The sequence below is a fragment of the Pseudomonas sp. EGD-AK9 genome (assembly GCF_000465935.2).
In the GTDB taxonomy this organism is placed as follows: Bacteria; Pseudomonadota; Gammaproteobacteria; order Pseudomonadales; family Pseudomonadaceae; genus Aquipseudomonas.
Genome location: NZ_AVOF01000906.1, coordinates 1 through 18,851, shown reverse-complemented (window position 1 = coordinate 18,851; position 18,851 = coordinate 1). Strand labels below are relative to the sequence as shown.

Genomic DNA, 18,851 nt, shown 5'->3' with positions numbered 1-18,851 from the left:
TGACTACAGCGAACGATCTAGCAGGAACTTGCTGAGGAACTGCCGCGTGCGTTCGTGCTGGGGCGCGGTGAACAGGGTCTTGGCCGGGCCCTGTTCGACGATCCGACCCTGGTCGATGAAGATCGCCCGGTCCGCCACGTCACGGGCGAAGGCCATTTCGTGGGTGACGATGACCATGGTGCGTTTTTCCTCGGCGAGGTCGCGGATGGTGGTCAGTACTTCGCCCACCAGTTCCGGGTCGAGGGCCGAGGTGGGCTCGTCGAATAGAATCACCTGCGGGCGCATGGCCAGGGCGCGAGCGATGGCCACGCGCTGTTGCTGGCCACCAGAGAGGCGCTTGGGGTAGGCGTCTTCCTTGCCGCTCAGACCCACCTTGGCGAGCAGAGCCCGAGCATGGGACAGTGCCTCTTCGCGCGACTCCTTCTTCACCTGCACCGGGCCTTCGATGACGTTTTCCAGCGCGGTGCGGTGGGGGAACAGGTTGAAGTTCTGGAACACGAAGCCGGCCTGCTGGCGCAACTGGCGGATCAGCTTCTGTTGGCTCTTTAGCGGCTTATCCGCATCGATATGGATGTCGCCAATGGTGATCTGGCCGCCGCTGGGCTGCTCCAAGAGGTTGAGGCAGCGCAGCAGGGTGGTCTTGCCCGAGCCGCTGGGGCCGATGATGGCGACCACCTCGCCAGCTGCCACATCCAAGTCGATGCCCTTGAGTACTTCGTTGCTACCGAAGGCTTTTCGCAGATTGCGCACGGAAATCATCAGCTGTCCTGCTCGTGGCGGTTGACCCTGGCCTCCAGACGCGCCTGGAAGTGCGCGAGGATGCTCGCCAGCACCCAATAGATGAGCGCGGCTGCCAAGTACATGGTGAAAATCTCGAAGGTGCGTGCGGTGATCAGCTGCGCCTGGCGGAACAGCTCCGGCACCTGGATGGTGGCGGCCAGGGCGGTGTCCTTGACCAGCGAAATGAAGCTATTGCCTAAAGGCGGCAAAGCCGTGCGCGCCGCCTGCGGCAGAATCGCCCGGTACAGCGTCTGCGCCTTGCTCATGCCGATGCTGGCGGCCGCTTCCCACTGCCCGCGATCAATGGAGGCGATGGCGGCGCGGAGAATTTCCGAGGTGTAGGCAGCCATGTTCAGCGAGAAGCCGATCAGCGCAGCCGGCAGGGGATCGAGCTGGATGCCCAACTGCGGCAGGCCGTAGTAGATCAAAAACAGTTGCACCAGCAGGGGCGTGCCGCGGAAGAAGGACACGTACAGCCGCGAGAACCAGCGCAAGGGGGCTACGGCATACAGGCGCAGCAGGGCCAGGACGAAGCCCAGCAGCAGGCCGAAGAACATGCCGCCCAGGCTGAGTACGACGGTGTAGTAGGCGCCCTTGAGCAGAAAGGGCGCGGACTCCAGAGCCAGCTGCAGGGCGGACTCGATCATCGGGTGACGTCAGCCTTGAACCATTTCTCGGAAAGTTGCTTGAGGGTGCCGTCGGCACTCAGCTTGGCCAGCGCCTGGTCGATGGCAGCGAGCAGGGCGGGGTTGCCCTTGCGCAGGGCGATACCGGCCTCCTGGCGGGAGAAGGCGTCGCCGGCCACGGCCAGACGGCCACCGGTTTTCTCCACCATCTCGAAGGCGGCAAGGCGATCGACCAGGATTACGTCGATGCGCCCGACGTTGAGATCCTGGAACTTGGTCGGATCGTCATCGTAGGTGCGGATGTCGGCCTGTGGCACGTTGTCCTTGAGCCACTGTTCATAGTTGGTGCCGAGGCCTACGCCGACTTTCTTGCCGGCCAGATCCTGGGCGTTCTTGATGCTGTCGCCATCGGCTTTGCGGGTCAGCGCCTGGATACCTGAGACGGTGTAGGGCTTGGAGAAATCGTACTTCTTCTTGCGCTCGTCGGAGATGGTCACCTGGTTGATCACCACATCCAGGCGCTTGGATTCCAGTGCGGCGAGGATGCCGTCCCATTTGGTCGGCTGGAACTGGGCCTTGACGCCCAGCTCCTTGGCGAGCGCTTCGGCCAGCTCCACTTCGAAGCCGGTCAGCTTGCCGTTCTCGTCCTGGTAGTTGAAGGGCGGGTAGGTGCCCTCCAAGCCGACCTTGATGGCGCCACGGGCCTTGATGTCATCGAGCAGGTCGGCGGCGAAACTCGGGGCGCTGATGCTGGCGCCCAACACGAGGGCCAGGCTGCCGAAGAGGAAATGGCGACGCAGGGTGGAAAGTTTCATGGTGACCTCATGCATATGGAAAGGTGGCGCCACTCTAGGGGGAAATCCTTATGCACATAAATAATTAAAAATTATTTATGTATTCATTTTTGTTTGTATGCGAAGAGAGCTGGCGAGCCGCCTGTGTGCAGGAACAGCAACGGCCCAACGCCAGAGAAAGCGCCTCGCTTGAGCCCGTCGAGCAAACCAGCGAAGGCTTTGCCAGTGTAGACAGGGTCGAGCAATATCGCTTCCAGGCCCGCCAGCAAGCGGATCGCCGCCAGGCCGCCGGCATTCGCTTCGCCGTAGCGCGGGGCGAAGTAGTTGTCCCACAGCTCCAGTTTCAGCCCTTCTGGCACATCTACGGCCAGCAGCTCAGCCGTACGTTGCAGCAGGTTTTCCACCTTGGGGCGTTGGGCTGCTTCGCTGCGCGAGACGGTGACGCCGATCACGCGCGTGCCCGGGCGCGCACTTTCCAGCGCCAGGGCCAGCCCGGCATGGGTGCCGGCACTGCCGGACGCCAGCACCACGGCAGCAAAATCCTGGCCACTGGCGGCGATCTGCTCGGCCAGTTCCAACCCGCCGCGCACGTAACCGAGCGCGCCCAGGGCATTGGAGCCGCCGATGGGTACCAGGTATGGAAGGCGCCCGGCTGCGCTGAGGCGCTGGCAGGCGCCCTCCAGCATCTGGTCGGCGTTGTCCAGGCTGGCGACGTTCTCCACCTCGGCGCCGAACAGATCCAGTAGCAGGCGATTGCCGTTGCCCAGGTAGTCATCGCTCTGGCTGTCGATGGGGTTTTCCAGCAGGGCTAGGCAGCCCAGGCCTAATTGCGCAGAGACGGCGGCGGTTTGCCGTACATGGTTGGACTGGATTGCACCGGCAGTGACGAGCACATCGGCACCCTTGGCCTGCGCATCGGCGGCGAGATACTCCAGCTTGCGCGCCTTGTTGCCGCCGAGCGCCAGCGGGGTAAGGTCATCGCGCTTGATCCAGATATCTCGACCCAGGTGTTGCGACAGGCGTGGCAGGCGTTGCAGGGGGGTGGCCTGGGGAACGAGTTCCAGACGGGGAAAACGGGCGAGGGCGGCAGTGAGCATGGGAGCCTCCAGCAGATTGAAGGCTGTCTACTCTAGGTGGGTGATGGCGATGCTCACAAGCAAAAGTGAGTGGTTGTTTTGGGTATAAGAAAATAATTAACAATTATTTTATGGAATAAATATTTCTTCGTACTGTCGCGCTCAGCCCGTCACATCCGCCGGGCGCATGCCAATCGCGCCGGACTGCCGATCCAGCCGGTGACACAGACCGAGGACAAGGAACTATCCCGGTGCCGCACGCCGAAATCCTCGAACTGATTAAGCCCGACCTGGCGCCGAGCGACATCTGCGTGCAAGCCATCAACGCCCAGGGCTATGGCGTACAACTGATCTTCAGCGATGGCCACGACCGCGGCATCTATCCCTGGGACTACCTGCGTGGGCTGACATCCTGAGGCTGGTGATGGCGAGAGAGAGCACTTAGGATCTGCTTAAAATCGTGAGCAGATGTCGATTTTAGGTAATCTCAAGAATTCTTAAGCCTTTGTTTTTCTTCAATAAATATTTTGCGTAAAGCTAAATTCCATCCAGTCTCTGGATATTTATTGCATTTAATGTGAGTTGTGCTTGATTTACTGTGGTTAACGTAAATCGGCAGAGAGCATTGCTGTGTAGATTTTTATGAAAATTTTGAATAAAGGGCAAGGTGTCCTATGGGACGGAAAAATTTGTAAATATGAAGCGTCCTTAGGTCCGGACTTGGTGCAGGTCTACATAGAGGCTGAGAATAGGTATCTGTCTGTGCCTGTCGGTGAGTTAGCAGTGATTTCATCCGCGTCTTACCAAAATAAAAGTGTGCCTGCGGATATTTCTGAAGTTGATGAAAAAAAATGGCGCCTAGCAAAGTTTCGCTTTGAGGCAATAAGAGAGTATCTCAGCGGAGACAGAACGAGTGAGAATATTACTAGGCTGTCTAAAAAATTGAGAGTTAGCTCAAGCAGAGCATATGTATTGATTAGGAAATTCGATGAAAGCATGGGGGCTAGATGTTATTTAAGTGAAAAGTCAGGGAGGCCGGTTGGATGTCGACAGCTTGACCCCCGTGTCGAGTCGATTATCGATAACGTCATATGTGGTGAGTGGACTGGCCCTGGAACACGCGTGGCGAAAGTCTGGAAAGAAGTAAAAAGAGTATGCAGCGCTGCTGGGTATCCTATCCCAGCTTTTATAACCATTAAAGCGCGCGTGCAAGACAGAGGGCAGTTTCAGCTTGACAAGTTGAGGGTAGGGCTAAAGGCGGCAAATGACCTGCATCAAGCCAGACCTGGTAAGAATAAGGCTAGTAGTCCATTGCACCGATGGCAGATGGACCATACGGTAATTGATTGCATCATTGTGGATGAAGCAACCCGAAAACCTCTCTGTCGGCCGTGGGTTACATTGATAATTGATGTATTTACACGCGTGGTTATGGGGTATTACCTCTCCATACACGCGCCTAATACTTATAGTGTTGCAATGGCTCTCACTCATGCCGTCCTCCCTAAAAATAAGTGGCTCACCGCGCTAAATGATTCAGATCTAAGTCATCCCTACTACGGGCGACCTGTGGAGCTACACATGGATAACGCCAAGGAATTTAAGTCAAAGTCATTTAGGCGTGCGGCAGAATCTAATCGCATCAAGCTTTGTTGGCGCCCGAAAGGCAGACCATGGTGGGGCGGCCACATCGAACGCCTTAATGGTACGCTATCCATGGGATACGTTCATTATCTACCTGGGACTACACTATCGAATGTGGAAATGAAAGGAGAGTATGATAGTGAGAAGGAAGCCTGCCTTACATTCTCCGAATTCAGGTTGTGGTTTGCAAGGGCCATCCAAGTTTATCATCATGAGAAACATAGAATATTAGGCGAGACTCCGCATCAAAAGTGGATGGCGGCGTTCACTAACAACGGAGCTCTAACTCATCCTGCACTTTTGGATGATCCGGCAAGTTTTTTATTGGATTTTTTGCCGGAAGATCGTCGAGTCATACACAGATCCGGCATTGTATTTAAAAGGTTTAATTATTGGTCTCCGGCGCTTGCGCCTTATTTAAACTCTGGCAAGTTTAAAATAAAGTATAACCCGCTCTCGTTAAAGCAGATTTGGGTGTGGATACCTAGCGGCAGATATATTGAAGTTCCGTATTCTGATATGTCTGCGCCAGACATCACGTTAGAGGAATTGAATATTGCTAAGAGACAGGTGGCTGAAGAGGCGAAGCAGTACCCTCATCAGGCGTCGAAAGCCTATTCACGCCTGATGATTACTCAGATAAATAAAAATCGTCAGTTGGTCGAGCATGCGATGCTGACCTCCACCGTGATGTCCGGGTACTGAGGCAGAACCTCCGAGAGCCTAGGCCACAGTATCGTGTCGGCCGCATGCTCGGCGGTGGTGATACGAATGGTGCCCGCAGGCTTGTCACGGAGTTCGCTCAGCGCGGCAATCTCGCTCTCGATCTCTTCGAACTGCGGGGCCAGCGTGTGCAGCAAGTGCTCCCCGGCGGGGGTGGGTGACACGCTGCGGGTCGTGCGGGTGAGCAAACGAACGCCGAGTCTGGACTCCAGAGCCTTGACCGTGTGGCTTAGCGCAGACTGGGATACCCCGAGCTGAGCAGCTGCACGGGTGAAGTTTTTCTCACGGGCCACCGCGATAAAGGCGACCAGGTCGTTCAGATTTTCTCGCGGCATTTATGAAATCCATTCATATCCTTAACCCGATTTTACGCCCTAGTGCGTGGAAGCTACTGCCACTAGATTCATACAGTCTGTTTCTAACTGTTGGGAGTGTGTGGATGAAACTGTTTCCTGTGTTGGCGGCTTCTTTGATGCTTGGGGCAACAGCTCTACAGGCTGAGGAAAGCTCATCGATCAAGGTGACGCGTTCGGGAGCGCAACCCTCGCAACTGGGGGCGGCGAGTAGCTTCACCGGAAGCGTACGGGTCGATGCCCTGTTCCGCGCAGAAGCGCCGGGGCGAGTCGGCGGCGGCACCGTGACCTTCGAGCCGGGCAGTCGTACGGCCTGGCATACCCATCCACTTGGCCAGACCCTGATCGTCACGACCGGCGTTGGCCTGGTGCAGCAGTGGGGCGGTGCGGTTCAGGAGATCAAACCCGGCGATATCGTCTGGATTCCGGCAGGTGCCAAGCATTGGCATGGGGCCACGGCCAACAACGGCATGAGCCATATCGCCATTGCCGAATCGCTCGACGGTAAAACGGTGGATTGGTTGGAGCAGGTCAGCGACGCCCAGTACAAGCAACAGCCCTGATAAGGAGAGAGGTCATGCCGCTATCCCGTCGTGTCGTGTTGCAAATCTGTGCCGCAGCGGTTGCATTGCCGCTCATACCCAAAGGCTGGGGAGGGCAATCTATGCGTATAGGTGTGATTGGTGCCGGTTGGCTGGGTGGAACTGTTGGCCGGCTCTGGGTAAAGGCCGGGCACGAGGTGATGTTCTCCTCGCGTAACCCGCATGAACTCCAGGCCATGGTTGACGAGCTTGGCGCACGAGCGTCGGTCGGTACTCCGAGCGAGGCGGCCGCGTTCGGTTCGGTGCTGCTGTTCGCCGTGCCCTACGAGGCGCTTCCCGACCTTGGCCGTGACCTTGGTTCCTCTGTCCAGGGCAAGGTCGTGCTCGATGCCTGTAACCCTGCCGCCAGCAGCACCAGTGCAATCGCGCGTGAGGCGCAGAGTGCCGGGGTCGGCGAAACCTCCGCCAAATACCTGCCCGGCTCCCGCCTGGTGCGTGCCTTCAGCGCCGTCGATGCGACTGCGGTAGAGGCTTCGGCCAGACGGGCGACGGATAAGCTTGGCGTGCCTATTGCCAGTGATGATGCCCAGGCGCTGCAGGTGGCCGAGCAACTGGTGCGTGATGTCGGCTGCGATCCGGTCGTGGTCGGTAATCTGGCCGCAGCAAGGTTGTTCCAACGTGGCGGGCCAGGTTTCAGGGCCAATACCACAGCGGCAGAACTGCGTCGCCTGATGGGCGAGTGATAACGGGCCGCACGGGCTATTGCCTGAGCGGCAACTCGCCTAGCCATTGGGCTACCTGTTCCATGGTTCTGCGTTCCTGATCCGCTTCCATCGAGAAACCATCGAGCAACCTTGCCGCGGTGGCGTGGCTGGTCAGCACGGCGTGGCTATTGCCCAGGCCGTAGCCGCCGTGAGTGATGAAGGGGATGATGGTTTTGCCAGACAGGTCATGGGTGACGAGAAAGGAGCGAATCACCGGCGGCGCGGTGCCTCCCCAGATCGGAAAGCCCAGGAACAGACTGTCATAGACGGACATGTCTGCCACCCTGGCGGCCAGCGCGGGCTCGAAGCCTTTGTCGCGCTCGGCGCGGGCCTGTTCGACCGTTTGCAGGTAGTCCTCGGGATATGCCTCTGCCGGCTGAATCTCGAACAGGTCGGCGCCAAGCGCCCGCTGTATCAAGCCTGCAACGACCCGTGTGTTGCCCGAGCGGGAAAAATAGGCCACGAGAATGCGGGAGCCGGTGCTGCGAGCTTTTGGGCTTTCGGCCCGTACGTCCGCGACCCCGATCAGCGGGAGGCTTGCCAGCGCCGCGAGCACTGCGCGGCGTAGTGGGTCGTAAGACGAGGTCATAATGGCTCTCCTTTGCTGAGCTCACAGCTCAATTTTTCAGTGGGTGCGATCTGCTGCTGTCGGCTCTCGCTCAAGGGAACGTAACGGCTGGCGGAGGAGGCTACTAGACGAGAAAGTCAGCAAAGAGCTGTGAGCAGAACTAATCAATTTCGTGCCTCCCCAATAGCCGGCCTATTGCTGAGCTAGACGATCGCTGATTCGCTTGGCGCCTGCCACTCCGCACCAGGCTCTCGCTCATGAGGTCGGCTCATAACTCCAATCGAATCTGTGTGGGTAATCACTGACCACCCTGCGATCTATATTCCAAGGCTAAGTAATGTCGCCATCAGATCGGCCACTTGGCCGGCAGTATTGGATGTAACGACAGCAATCGTGATCAGAGCGCAGCGCCGAGCATGGGCACACAGCTTGTGTCGAGGCGTCGCCCCCAAGCGCAACCTGAAGCCAGGAGCCTGAAATGCCAACACTAAACATCAACGGTAAGGTGGTGGAGGTGGATGTCGAAGGCGACACCCCTCTGCTATGGGTGATTCGTGAGCAGCTCGGCATGACGGGCACCAAGTATGGCTGCGGCATGGCCCAATGCGGCGCCTGCACCGTACACATCGACGGAGTGGCAACGCGCTCCTGTGTGATGCCGGTGAGCATGTTCTCCGAGAAGCAGGCCATCACCACCATCGAGGGGCTCAGTGCAGAGACTCCGCATCCCGTGCAACAGGCCTGGGCGGAGCTGGATGTGGCCCAGTGTGGCTACTGCCAACCGGGGATGATCATGGCCGCCTCCGCGCTGCTGGCACAGACCCCCAACCCGAGCGATGAGCAGATACGCCAGCAGGTGACCAATATTTGCCGCTGCGGTACCTACCTGAGGGTAATCGACGGTATCAAGCTGGCGGCCGAGCGCATGGCCGAGTCCCGTGGCTGAGGAGATGACGATGTCGACTAGCAATCAGATCGAAACGCAGGAAGCTCAAGCGGGGCTTTCTCGCCGCCGCTTTCTCAAGGGCGCAACGGCGGTGGCAGCTGGAGCCTTCGTCTTCGGCTTCTCCTTTCCCATGTCCAAATCGGCTCTGGCCGCAGCTGCTGGTCAGAGCGAAGTCAATGCTTGGGTAGTCGTTCAGCCGGACGAAACCGTATTGATCCGCATCGCCCGGATCGAGATGGGGCAGGGCGCCCTGACCGGTCTCGCCCAACTGGTGGCCGAAGAGCTCGAATGCGACTGGGACAAGGTCCGCTTCGAGTTGGTCAAGCCCGGGGTCAACCGTCAGCGCGACAATGTCTGGCGCACACAATCGACCGGCGGTTCGCGGGCCATCCGCGAGTCGCACGAATACGTGCGCATGGGCGGCGCGGCCGCGCGCATGATGTTGGTCGAAGCTGCTGCCCGCCAGTGGGGCGTTGCGGCGGGTGAGTGCAGCGTGGCCAAGGGCGTGATCAGCCACCGGCCCAGTGGCCGCACTATCACCTATGGCGCGGTCGCCGAGGCGGCCAACGCGATCACGCCGCCGTCGAACGTTACCCTTAAGGATCCAGCCCACTGGACTATCGCCGGTAAGCCGGTCAAGCGCATCGATACCCTCGACAAGCTCGACGGCTCGCTGGTTTACGGCGTGGACTTCACCCTACCGGACATGCTTATCGCCGTGCCCAAGGCCTGCCCGGTGCACGGCGGCAAGTTGCGCCGATTCGATGCCGCAGCTGTCGCGCAGATGCCCGGCGTCAAGCAGGTGCTGCGGGTGGACGATGAGACCGTGGCCGTGGTCGCCGATACCTTTTGGCGTGCCAAGAAAGCCCTTGAGGCTTTGCCAATCGAGTGGGACGAAGGCGCGAATGCCACGGTTTCCAGTGACACCATCGCGCAGATGCTGCATGAAGGCTTGAGTGCCGATACGCCCTATGTCGGCAACCGGGTCGGAGATGCGAAGACACGACTCGCCGGAGCCGCCAAGGTGATCGAGGCCGACTACAGCTTCCCTTATCAGAACCATGCACAGATGGAGACCTTGTGTGCCACGGTGCGCTGGACTACCGAGCGCTGCGAGATGTGGGGACCAACCCAGGTACCCGAAGCGGCCCTAAATACCCTGGCGACTGCGGCTGGGCTGTCGCTGGACGCCTGTGAGATACACACCACTCGCATCGGCGGCAGCTTCGGTCGGCGTCTGGCCACCGATTACGTGCGTATGGCCGTACTGATTGCCAAGCAACTGCCCGGCGTTCCGGTGAAGATGATGTGGACCCGCGAAGAGGACATGGCTCAGGGCCGCTTCCATCCGGTCACCCAGTGTCGTATGCGCGCGGCGCTCGACGAGCAGGGTAATGTCGAAGCCCTGCATGTGCGCATCTCCGGGCAGTCGATCACTGCGTACGCCATTCCTGGCGCCATGACTGACAATGGCGACCCACATGTCTTCCAGGGACTCATGCCGGAAGGCGACATGGCCATCGGCTACAGCGTGCCGAATCTGTTGGTCGATCACGCCATGCGCAACCCGCATATCCGTCCTGGCTTCTGGCGTGGCGTGAACCTCAATCAGAACGCGCTCTACATGGAGTGCTTCATCGACGAACTGGCCCATGCGGCCGGTCAGGATCCGCTAGTCTTCCGCCGCAAGCTGATGGCCAAGCATCCTCTACACCTTGCGGTGCTCGAGGCCGCTGCCAAAGGCATCGGCTGGGACACTCCGACAGCGCCGGGCGTGTTCCGCGGCATTGCTCAGGTCAAGGGCTTCGGCAGCTATGTCGCAGCGGCCGCCGAGGTGTCGGTGACGGGCGGGAAGTTGACGATTCACCGTATTGTTGCGGCGACCGATCCCGGGCACGTGGTCAACCCGCAGCAGGTCGAGGCACAGATCGCCGGCTCCTTCGTCTACGGTCTGTCGCCGATGCTATACAGCCAGTGCACGGTGAAGGATGGGCGAATCGAGCAGCAAAACTTCCACACCTACAACGTCATGCGTCTGGCCGATATGCCAAAGGTCGAGGTGATTACGGTGCCTTCGGGAGGCTTCTGGGGCGGGGTAGGGGAGCCCACCATCGCAGTGGCTGCACCGGCGGTGCTCAATGCGATATTCGCGGCTACCGGCAAACGAATCCGGAACATACCGATCAAGCCTGCTGACTTGCAGGCCTAGTCAGGGGTCAAAACAGGGAGATTGCTATGGGCCAGGTTGCAAATGAAGTCATCGTCGTGATCGGGCCGGGCTCAATCGGCCAGGCCATTGCGCGACGCGTCGGAGTGGGTAAGCAGGTGCTGCTGGCTGATCTGCGCGAGGACAATGCCCGGGCGGCGGCCGAGGTGCTGGGCAATGCCGGATACGAGGCGCAGGTTGCCATTGTCGACGTGTCCTCGCGCGAGTCGGTGCATGCACTGGTCGAGATGGCCACGGCTTTGGGCAACGTTACCGGCGTGATTCATGCGGCCGGCGTGTCGCCCTCTCAGGCCTCTCCTGAAACCATTCTTGCGGTCGATCTGTATGGCACGGCGCTGGTTCTTGAAGAGTTCGGCAATGTCATCGCGGCTGGTGGTTCGGCTGTGGTCATCGCCTCGCAATCAGGCCATCGCCTGGGCGCGCTGAGCGCAGAGCAGAACGAAGCCCTAGCCCGGACTCCGGCTGATGAACTGCTGTCCCTGTCATTCCTGCAGCCGGGCCAGGTCAAAGACTCCCTGCACGCCTATCAGCTCTCCAAGCGTGGCAACTCGCTGCGCGTGATGGCCGAGGCCGTGCGCTGGGGCAAGCGTGGTGCGCGGGTCAACACCATCAGCCCCGGCATCATCATCACCCCGCTAGCCAAGGACGAACTTAGCGGACCGCGCGGAGAAGGCTACCGCAACATGATTGAGCGCTGCCCGGTTGGTCGCGCCGGCACGCCCGACGAGGTCGGAGCAGTTGGTGCCTTGCTGATGGGCGCGGACGGCGCCTTCATCACCGGCAGCGACTTCCTTATGGATGGCGGCGTTACCGCATCCTACTGGTTTGGTGAACTGGCGCCAAAGTAACGCGCCCCGTGGTCAGTCCAGCTTTTTCTCGGCAAGGAATTTGGACACCAGGTCGGCGATCTGAACGTTGTTCAGATCGGAGAAGGGGAAGTGCGTGTTGCCCTTGATGCCGATCTCCGGCAGATGCAGCACGGCCACGTTTCCACCATGTTTATTGACCGTGTCCCGCCATAGTCGAGCCATTTCCAGCCGGGCACGCCAGCTGTCCTGGGCCGGCATGTCGGTCGCCTGCTGCGGAATGTTGTCGCCGTAGAAAATCAAAATCGGGATCTTGGTCAGGGCCATAAATTGAGCCATGGGCACGCTCGCGCCTTGTACAGTGTCGAAAGCGCTTGGAATGGGTTCTGGTACTTCGCCCTCCGGGAAGATAAAGCTGCTGCCAGGCTCAAACGAGACGATGGCCTTGACGTTGCCGTTCTTGATCGCGGTCAGCCAGCCTGGCCCGCCGCCCTGAGAGTGACTGAAGAGGATACCGGGGCCAATCTTGTCGAATACCGCCGAGACCCCGTCGGCAACCACCTCCATGTCGAACGGCCCCGTGTTTGGCGTCATGGCCCGGAAGAACTGGTCGAGTGTTTGCGGGTCGCGAGCGAACTGCACTCCCTCGAAATAGTCCGGCCAGAGCCCGACGCGAAACTGATTGAACCAGAGCTGCTCGTCCGCGGTGGGTTTGAGCGATGCTTCGACCATGCTGCGCCCGGCCCCTCCACGGCGTGGCTGATCGATCAGGTACACGGCAAACCCACGGCGCAGGAAAATATTCTGAAAGCCCTCCCGACCATCGGCCGTGGTTTCCCAGGTTTTCGAGAACTGCCCTGCACCATGCCACATGACCAGAGGCAGCTTCCGGGCATCAACCGGGATCTGATAGGAGACGTAGGCATGATCGCCACGATAAGTCTGCCCGGCAGGCTCCAGCGGTTTGCGCGGATCAAAAGTGCCCGCTGCGGTTTGCACCTGTCCGCCGGCGGCAAAGCTGCCTTGTTCTTGGATGAGCAGAGGCGCGAGCTTGTCCGTTTGCGCAATTGCGGGTGACGCCACCGCGGCAAGCGCTATGGCGCTAAGCATGACGGGTAATAGATTTCTCAGGCTCTCCGACTGCATCTTGTGGCTTCCTCTGCACTGGTTCAGTTGCGTCCGGCGAACACGGATTGCAGTGCCGGCAGGGCCGACATCGCCCGTGGCCAGCCGGCATAGAACGCCAGGTGGGTGACGAGCTCGGCGGCTTCCGTCTGGGTCAGGCCGTTGTCCATTGCCCGGGAGAGATGAAACGGCACTTGATCAATCTGGCCGCGGGCGATCAGTGCGGCTGTTGTGATCAGACTGCGGTCGCGCGGCGCCAGATCCGGGCGGCGCCAGAGGTCCGCAAACAACACCTCATCGGTGTAGCGGGCCAGCTCTGGAGCTGTAGGGGCGACATTGTCCCGGACGATCACTAAACGACGCTCCTCCGCTTCCTTATCAACAGGCAACAGGTCAGTTTGTACTGGGCGAATCTGTTCGGTTGGGATGCCGCGCTGGGCAAACACCTCTTTTGCCACGCCGACCGCTGACATGGCATTCGGCCACCCACCGTAGAACGCCAAGTGAGTAATGAGCCCGGTGATTTCGCTGGGTTTCACCCCATTGTCTAGGGCGAGATTGATGTGCGAGGTCATCTGCGCCGTCTGCCCGTTGGCCAGCAAGGCGGAGAGGGTGACGAGACTGCGATCACGCGGTGCGAGTTCCTTGCGTTTCCACACATCGCCGAACAAAACCTCCTGGGTGTAGGCGAAAAGCTGAGGCGCAGTTTCTCGGGCTTGGCGTGCGGCGGGTGTATCAGGCACAGCGCTCTGCGCGCTGGCATGGAACGATGCGGCTGCTACCAGTGTGGTGATCAAGGCGGTTAAGGGTTGCATACTTAGAGTCCTTCAGAGTCACAAACGGTGCACCGAAGCTCGAAACCCTATATGAGCCCGGCATGGCTATTGAGGCGCGAGCAGTATTGTCTTTACTCCTTGCGCTAGATCACATGCTAATGGTGGCGACGCCACCTATTAAGATCACGTTCACGCATGCCATAGTGAGCTGAGCTCATGAATAGCACTGGCAATAATGTTGCCTGGCAAGAAGCCACTCATGCCAAAATCGAGCTGATGCGCATGGGCCATCTGGCAAGCGACAGCCAGGTGTTTGCACAGCAGTAGTACACGGGCTTCGCCCATGAAAAATCTAGGAGCTACGTCATGACGATGGCATACGAGCGCACTCGTAGCATTGTGCAGACACGGGAGTTTTTGCAGGATCTGTCCAAAGATAAGAGCCTTCCTGAGAACATACGACGTCAGGCAGAAAATCTTCTTAGGCACTACCCGACAGCAGAAGCCATCTGGCTGGCTGGTAGGTTGGAAGAGCGATCAAAGGAAGAACTCTCGCTGTTGGCAGACAAGCATGGTCCCATGCATCCGGTGCTAGTCAGCTGGCTGCTGGGCGACCCCATGTTCTGTGGCCGTGAGGTCGGCTCATTAGTATCGCGAGCTGAAAAAATTCACGATAGTCACACTATGGAACTAAAAACTCCGCAATGACGATTTTGGTGGTTTCAACCATTCAGTTCCTTACTTAGCGGAAAAATTACTTCCGAGGACTTCAGCCGATTTTTCATGTTAATTGCAGGAATTACTGCAGATGACATGAGAAGAAATGGCGCCAAGTGCTTGAGCCAAAAGCATTCCTGTCGTTAATGTGAAAATTCCAGCCATTTAGTTAAACCGACAGCAGATCTGCTCAGGGGTTTTAACCCTAAGCTTCGCATAATGTATATTATGTTAAATCATGTGCTATTTCAGATATGTGCATGAATGCACCAGCCCCCGATTCGTTAGCCCCCTCTCAAGACCTCTGGCGAAGGACGTGTCGATGTTGCGTTCACCTCGAGCGCGACGGCTTCTTTATCGAGCCACGCCTACGCTCTGCAGGCATTCGATAAAGCTCGCCATGGCCGCCGAGCGGCTGATCCTGGGATACAGGGCGCCGATTTCGCGGTGGATCGGCGCTGGGCCAAGCTCTATGGCGCGAACGCTCCCCGGTAGCGGCAGGATGGTTTCCGTAAGCGGCACCACCGCCACACCGAGGCCGTTCTCGACCATCGACAGCATGGCCTGGATATCATCGACCTCTATCCATTCCTGCAGTGCTATCGAGTGATCGCGCAGGTACCGCTCCACCTGTCGTCCGCCAAATGAGGATCGGTTGTAACGAATAAAGGGCTGCTCGCGAATCACTGAGCGCCAGTCTTCGCCAGGCACATTGCCTGCTGCCAGCAGGACATAGTTCTCGCATGCCAGCGGAGTCCATTCCAGTTCCCGTGGCGGTTCGAATGCCGGGCGGATGAGGATGGCCAGATCGAGCTCCCCTGCTTCTACTCGATCCATCAGTTGCAGGGAAACGCCTGGCGACAGATTCACTCGACAGTTGGCAAAGCGCTGGCGAAACGGCACCAACGCGCGCGTCAGGAGGGTCGCCTGCACCGAGGCAATCGCGCCGATCTCCAACGGCCGGGCCCACTCCTCGTCCTGGTTCGGCTCGCCCAATGCATCGAAACCGGCTACCAGCGCCTCGGCACGGGCAAGCGTGCGCAGCCCGGCGGCATTCAGCGTGGCCGAGCGACCAGTGCGATCGAACAGGGTAAACCCCAGGGTTTCTTCCAGGCGCCGCATATGGCCGCTGACCGCAGCCTGCGTCAGGCCGACCCGGTCGCCCGCCGCACTGAAGGTGCCATAACGGGCGACGGCGATCAGGGTGCGTAATTCGGTGATCATGGCGAATGATTAGATTCCGTTTTGCTCATGATCAGAACATATAGTTTTTTATGAACATTGTCGCCGACTAGGATGATTCCACTCACCCACAACGAGGGAACTCCAATGACCGCGCTATGCCCCTTCCACCTGGCCTTTCCGGTTGACGACCTGGCCGCCGCCCGCGACTTCTACGGCAACCTGCTCGGTTGCAGCGAGGGTCGCAGCTCGCCGGAGTGGATCGACTTCAATTTCTATGGCCACCAGATCGTCGCGCACCTGGCTCCCGGTGAGGCCGGCGCCGGTCCGGCGAACGCGGTAGACGGCCACGGCGTGCCGGTACGTCATTTCGGTGTGGTGCTGTCGATGGCGCAGTGGCAGGCCGCCGCCGAACGCCTTACCGCAGCTGGCGTCGACTTCATCATCGAGCCCTATATCCGCTTCAAGGGCGAGCCGGGCGAACAGGCGACCATGTTCTTCAAGGATCCAAGCGGCAATGCCGTCGAAATGAAGGCCTTCGCCGACATCAACAACCTGTTCGCCCGCTGACCGCGAAAGGATCGAAGCCATGCAAACGCTCAAGGTGGCAATCGCCGGTTTCGGCGGTGTCGGCCGCGCCACGGCCAACCTGCTGTTGCAACGCCGCGAACGCTATGGCCAGTTCTACGGCGTGGACGTGCGCCTGGTTGCGGTGTGTGGCTCACGCACCGGCCTGGCCGATGCCAACGGTCTGCAAGCGGATCAGTTGGACGCACTGCAGCCCGGCCTGACAGGGCCGGATTTCGTGACCGCGAGCGGCGCATCGGTGCTCATCGAAGCCGGCCCCAGCGATTTTCGCAGCGGCGGACCGGGCCTTGCCTACCTTCGGTCGGCGTTGTCGGCCGGGCAGGATTGCATCGTCATTTCCAAAGGCGCGCTGATTCACAGCGGGCCGCAGTTGCGCGAACTGGCGCGCGCCTCCGGAGCGCAGCTGAAACTCAGCGGTGCAGCCGCGGCCGCCCTGCCCACGCTCGACCTGCTCGAGCACAGTCTGGCCGGCTGCAAGGTGCTGGCCGTAGAGGGCATTCTCAATGCCACCACCAACTACCTGCTCGATGCCATGCGCACCCAGGGGCTCGGTTTCGATGCGGCGTTGCGCGAGGCGCAGGCCGGCGGCTTCGCCGAAGCGGACACGCGCAACGACACCGAAGGATGGGATACCGCCTGCAAACTCCTGCTGCTGGCCAACTTCGGCCTCGGCGCCAACCTAACGATGTCTGACGTCGAGGTCGAAGGCATCCACTCGGTTACGGCGCAGCGTATCGATGCCTGGCAGTCGCAGGGCCTGGTTCCGCGGCTGGTCGGCAGCCTTAGCCAGGTAGGCGGCACGATCCGCGCCAGCGTCGGGATCAAGACCTACCCGCTGTCCGACCCATTCGCCCAAGTGAACGGGAAGAACAAGGCGATCCGTATCAGCAGCGACGCCATGGGCGAGACCATTGCCATCGGCTGCGGCGTCGAACCGCTCGCCACGGCCGCCGCCGCGCTGAAGGACTTTGAACATATTCTCCAGGCCAGGGGCGCTCGCCCCGCCTCCATTACGGAACATTCAGCATGACCCGACGCACCCTGCACGCCATCCGTCATGTCGGATTCGAAGACCTTGGCAGCTTCGAGACGCCTCTGCGCACTGCCGGCTACCAGATCGAATACATCGATGCCGCGGAACGCGACCTCGGCCAACTCGAGCCACTCGCCGCAGACCTTCTGGTGATACTCGGCGGCCCCATCGGCGTCTACGACCACGACAGCTACCCACTTGTCGCCGACGAGCTGCAATTGCTACGCGCGCGTCTGGCAGCCGACCGGCCGACGCTGGGTATCTGCCTCGGCGCGCAATTGATGGCCGCTGCACTTGGTGCGCGCGTCTATCCTGGGCCGGCCAAGGAAATCGGCTGGTCGACGCTCGATCTAGCGCCTTCAGCCAAGTCTCAGCCTCTGGCCGCGCTGCGCGACGTTGCCGTGCTGCACTGGCACGGTGACACCTTCGATCTGCCGCAGGGCTGTACGCTCCTCGCCTCGACACCGCTGTGCCGCCATCAGGCCTTTGCCCGTGGCCCCAATTTGCTCGGCCTACAGTTCCACCCAGAGGTGCGCGGCGACCGCTTCGAACATTGGCTACTGGGACATGCAAGCGAATTGGCCACCTCGGGCCTGAACCCCGTCACCCTGCGCCACGATGCCAAGCGTTACGCCCGCACGCTGGAGCAAGCCGGCACCGTCATGCTCAACGATTGGCTGGCGAAGCTGAAACACTGAAGCTGTCAGAGAGCCCGAACCTGGTGGCAGGACTGCCGCCAGACATGGAGATGCGGCTACTTTATCGACATCTAACCCGTGAACGCGGACAGTTTCGAGTCAGCTCCCGTCGAGCCCTATCCGGGCGTCAGAGATAGGCGAGCAGAATTCGCTCCTACAGGTGCCGGCTCTCCCACAAGAACGCCGCAACTGCTCAAGCAATTGCAGCGTTCTCAGGTGCCCAGCAGTACGCCAGCTGGCTGTGAGCACTACACGCTGGTGCAGGGATCGGGTGCCCAGTCGCCCAGATCGGGGTTATTGCAGGCGCTGCTGATCATGCCGGTGCCGCGGCTGCTGACCTGTTGCGCCTCGCTGCGCTTGGCGCTGGCTTTCTGGATCTTCTGTTCGGTGACCACCGCCTCTTGCGGCACGGGCTTGGCCGCCGGTGCCGGTTTGGCCGCGGGCGCGCTTTCCACCTTGGCGGCGACGGCGACCTGCTGGCGCTCGACGCCCACCTGTTGCAGGTCCTTCTCGTAGGCCTGGGTGTAGGTATCGATGTCTTCGCCGGTGCGGCCGTCGGCGGCGGCCAGCAAGGCGTTGGTTTCCTTCAGGCCGCTGAGGATCTCGGCGAAGCGACTGCGCCCTTCGCTGTCGCTCATGGTCTTGTTGCGATGGGCGGCGCGCAGGTTGTCGAATTCGCGCTGGTAGCAGTCCTGCGCCGCCTTGGCGTGGACGATGCTGCGATCCAGGTCCATGGTGCTGCGCTCGAAATCGCTGCCGTAGGAGGCGATGCGCTGGCGGTCGTCGCTGATCTGCTTCTGCCGCTCGGTGTAGTAGCCCGCCGCGCCACCGACCAGGGCGCCGGCCGCGGCGCCGATCAGGGCATTGCGCCCGGCGTGGTCGC

Annotated in this window: 19 protein-coding genes and 2 pseudogenes; 11 read left to right on the top strand and 10 right to left on the bottom strand. The window is 60.1% G+C overall.

Features of this window, described 5'->3' with window-relative positions:
- Positions 1-3 precede the first annotated feature (3 nt).
- The 4 genes from tcyN to N878_RS25335 all read right to left on the bottom strand — a co-directional run bounded on the left by tcyN (position 4) and on the right by N878_RS25335 (position 3,297).
- Complete coding sequence (gene tcyN, locus N878_RS25350; protein ID WP_021446269.1) at positions 4-759, bottom strand: L-cystine ABC transporter ATP-binding protein TcyN; 756 nt, start codon at positions 757-759, stop codon at positions 4-6.
- Positions 759-1,427, bottom strand: coding sequence for a cystine ABC transporter permease (tcyL, locus tag N878_RS25345; protein ID WP_021446268.1), 669 nt, complete (start codon positions 1,425-1,427; stop codon positions 759-761). Before tcyL ends, tcyN begins: the two co-directional genes overlap by 1 nt.
- On the bottom strand, positions 1,424-2,221 hold the full coding sequence (gene tcyJ / locus N878_RS25340; RefSeq protein WP_031304179.1) for a cystine ABC transporter substrate-binding protein: 798 nt from the start codon (positions 2,219-2,221) through the stop codon (positions 1,424-1,426). Before tcyJ ends, tcyL begins: the two co-directional genes overlap by 4 nt.
- An 83-nt stretch (positions 2,222-2,304) precedes the next feature.
- Positions 2,305-3,297 carry a D-cysteine desulfhydrase gene (locus N878_RS25335; RefSeq protein WP_021446266.1) on the bottom strand — a complete coding sequence of 331 codons (993 nt, stop codon included), beginning with the start codon at positions 3,295-3,297 and terminating at the stop codon, positions 2,305-2,307.
- A gap of 299 nt (positions 3,298-3,596) precedes the next feature.
- On the opposite strand from N878_RS25335, the pseudogene N878_RS29765 reads away from it, so the two are divergent.
- Both N878_RS29765 and N878_RS27845 read left to right on the top strand, forming a co-directional pair.
- A pseudogene (locus tag N878_RS29765) lies at positions 3,597-3,692 on the top strand (gamma-butyrobetaine hydroxylase-like domain-containing protein); the annotation flags it as partial.
- 226 nt (positions 3,693-3,918) lie between these two features.
- The gene (locus tag N878_RS27845) at positions 3,919-5,625 is read left to right on the top strand and encodes a DDE-type integrase/transposase/recombinase (protein ID WP_082457956.1); all 1,707 of its coding nucleotides are present in this window, start codon (positions 3,919-3,921) and stop codon (positions 5,623-5,625) included.
- On the opposite strand, the pseudogene N878_RS29840 reads toward N878_RS27845, so the two are convergent.
- A pseudogene (locus N878_RS29840) lies at positions 5,592-5,978 on the bottom strand (LysR family transcriptional regulator); the annotation flags it as partial. The gene N878_RS27845 and the pseudogene N878_RS29840 sit on opposite strands and share 34 nt — an antisense overlap.
- 104 nt (positions 5,979-6,082) lie before the next feature.
- Here N878_RS29840 and N878_RS25325 point away from each other — a divergent pair.
- On the top strand, positions 6,083-6,559 hold the full coding sequence (locus N878_RS25325; RefSeq protein WP_021446263.1) for a cupin domain-containing protein: 477 nt from the start codon (positions 6,083-6,085) through the stop codon (positions 6,557-6,559).
- A gap of 14 nt (positions 6,560-6,573) precedes the next feature.
- The gene (locus N878_RS25320; RefSeq protein ID WP_031304175.1) at positions 6,574-7,281 is read left to right on the top strand and encodes an NADPH-dependent F420 reductase; all 708 of its coding nucleotides are present in this window, start codon (positions 6,574-6,576) and stop codon (positions 7,279-7,281) included.
- 16 nt (positions 7,282-7,297) lie between these two features.
- Here the strand turns inward: N878_RS25320 and N878_RS25315 are convergent, their stop codons facing one another.
- Positions 7,298-7,891 carry a flavodoxin gene (locus N878_RS25315; RefSeq protein WP_021446261.1) on the bottom strand — a complete coding sequence of 198 codons (594 nt, stop codon included), beginning with the start codon at positions 7,889-7,891 and terminating at the stop codon, positions 7,298-7,300.
- A 457-nt stretch (positions 7,892-8,348) separates the two neighbouring features.
- On the opposite strand from N878_RS25315, the gene N878_RS25310 reads away from it, so the two are divergent.
- The 3 genes from N878_RS25310 to N878_RS25300 are packed head-to-tail and all read left to right on the top strand — an operon-like array spanning position 8,349 to position 11,891.
- Positions 8,349-8,816 (top strand): (2Fe-2S)-binding protein, encoded by a 468-nt coding sequence (locus N878_RS25310; protein ID WP_021446260.1) that lies wholly within the window; start codon positions 8,349-8,351, stop codon positions 8,814-8,816.
- Positions 8,817-8,826: 10 nt separating this feature from the next.
- Positions 8,827-11,025, top strand: coding sequence for a molybdopterin cofactor-binding domain-containing protein (locus tag N878_RS25305; RefSeq protein ID WP_021446259.1), 2,199 nt, complete (start codon positions 8,827-8,829; stop codon positions 11,023-11,025).
- 26 nt (positions 11,026-11,051) lie between these two features.
- Positions 11,052-11,891, top strand: a complete 840-nt coding sequence (locus N878_RS25300) for an SDR family oxidoreductase (RefSeq protein WP_021446258.1) — start codon at positions 11,052-11,054, stop codon at positions 11,889-11,891.
- 12 nt (positions 11,892-11,903) lie between these two features.
- On the opposite strand, the gene N878_RS25295 is transcribed toward N878_RS25300, so the two are convergent.
- On the bottom strand, positions 11,904-12,995 hold the full coding sequence (locus N878_RS25295) for an alpha/beta fold hydrolase (protein WP_021446257.1): 1,092 nt from the start codon (positions 12,993-12,995) through the stop codon (positions 11,904-11,906).
- A 23-nt stretch (positions 12,996-13,018) separates the two neighbouring features.
- Positions 13,019-13,789: a carboxymuconolactone decarboxylase family protein gene (locus N878_RS25290; RefSeq protein ID WP_021446256.1), complete on the bottom strand. Its 771-nt coding sequence runs from the start codon at positions 13,787-13,789 to the stop codon at positions 13,019-13,021.
- Positions 13,790-14,116: 327 nt separating this feature from the next.
- Here N878_RS25290 and N878_RS27840 point away from each other — a divergent pair, with 327 nt between their 5' ends.
- Positions 14,117-14,458, top strand: a complete 342-nt coding sequence (locus N878_RS27840; protein ID WP_177342952.1) for a BPSL0761 family protein — start codon at positions 14,117-14,119, stop codon at positions 14,456-14,458.
- A gap of 363 nt (positions 14,459-14,821) precedes the next feature.
- Here N878_RS27840 and N878_RS25285 read toward each other — a convergent pair whose 3' ends face one another.
- Positions 14,822-15,691 carry a LysR family transcriptional regulator gene (locus tag N878_RS25285; RefSeq protein ID WP_021446254.1) on the bottom strand — a complete coding sequence of 290 codons (870 nt, stop codon included), beginning with the start codon at positions 15,689-15,691 and terminating at the stop codon, positions 14,822-14,824.
- A gap of 105 nt (positions 15,692-15,796) precedes the next feature.
- On the opposite strand from N878_RS25285, the gene N878_RS25280 reads away from it, so the two are divergent.
- The 3 genes from N878_RS25280 to N878_RS25270 are packed head-to-tail and all read left to right on the top strand — an operon-like array spanning position 15,797 to position 17,968.
- Entirely contained in the window at positions 15,797-16,219 is a 423-nt protein-coding gene (locus N878_RS25280) for a VOC family protein (RefSeq protein ID WP_021446253.1), read from the top strand.
- A 19-nt stretch (positions 16,220-16,238) separates the two neighbouring features.
- The gene (locus N878_RS25275) at positions 16,239-17,267 is read left to right on the top strand and encodes a homoserine dehydrogenase (RefSeq protein ID WP_021446252.1); all 1,029 of its coding nucleotides are present in this window, start codon (positions 16,239-16,241) and stop codon (positions 17,265-17,267) included.
- On the top strand, positions 17,264-17,968 hold the full coding sequence (locus N878_RS25270) for a glutamine amidotransferase (RefSeq protein ID WP_021446251.1): 705 nt from the start codon (positions 17,264-17,266) through the stop codon (positions 17,966-17,968). Before N878_RS25275 ends, N878_RS25270 begins: the two co-directional genes overlap by 4 nt.
- Positions 17,969-18,216: 248 nt before the next feature.
- Here the strand turns inward: N878_RS25270 and tagQ are convergent.
- The coding region (gene tagQ, locus N878_RS25265; protein WP_021446250.1) for a type VI secretion system-associated lipoprotein TagQ at positions 18,217-18,851 on the bottom strand (635 nt) is incomplete at its 5' end.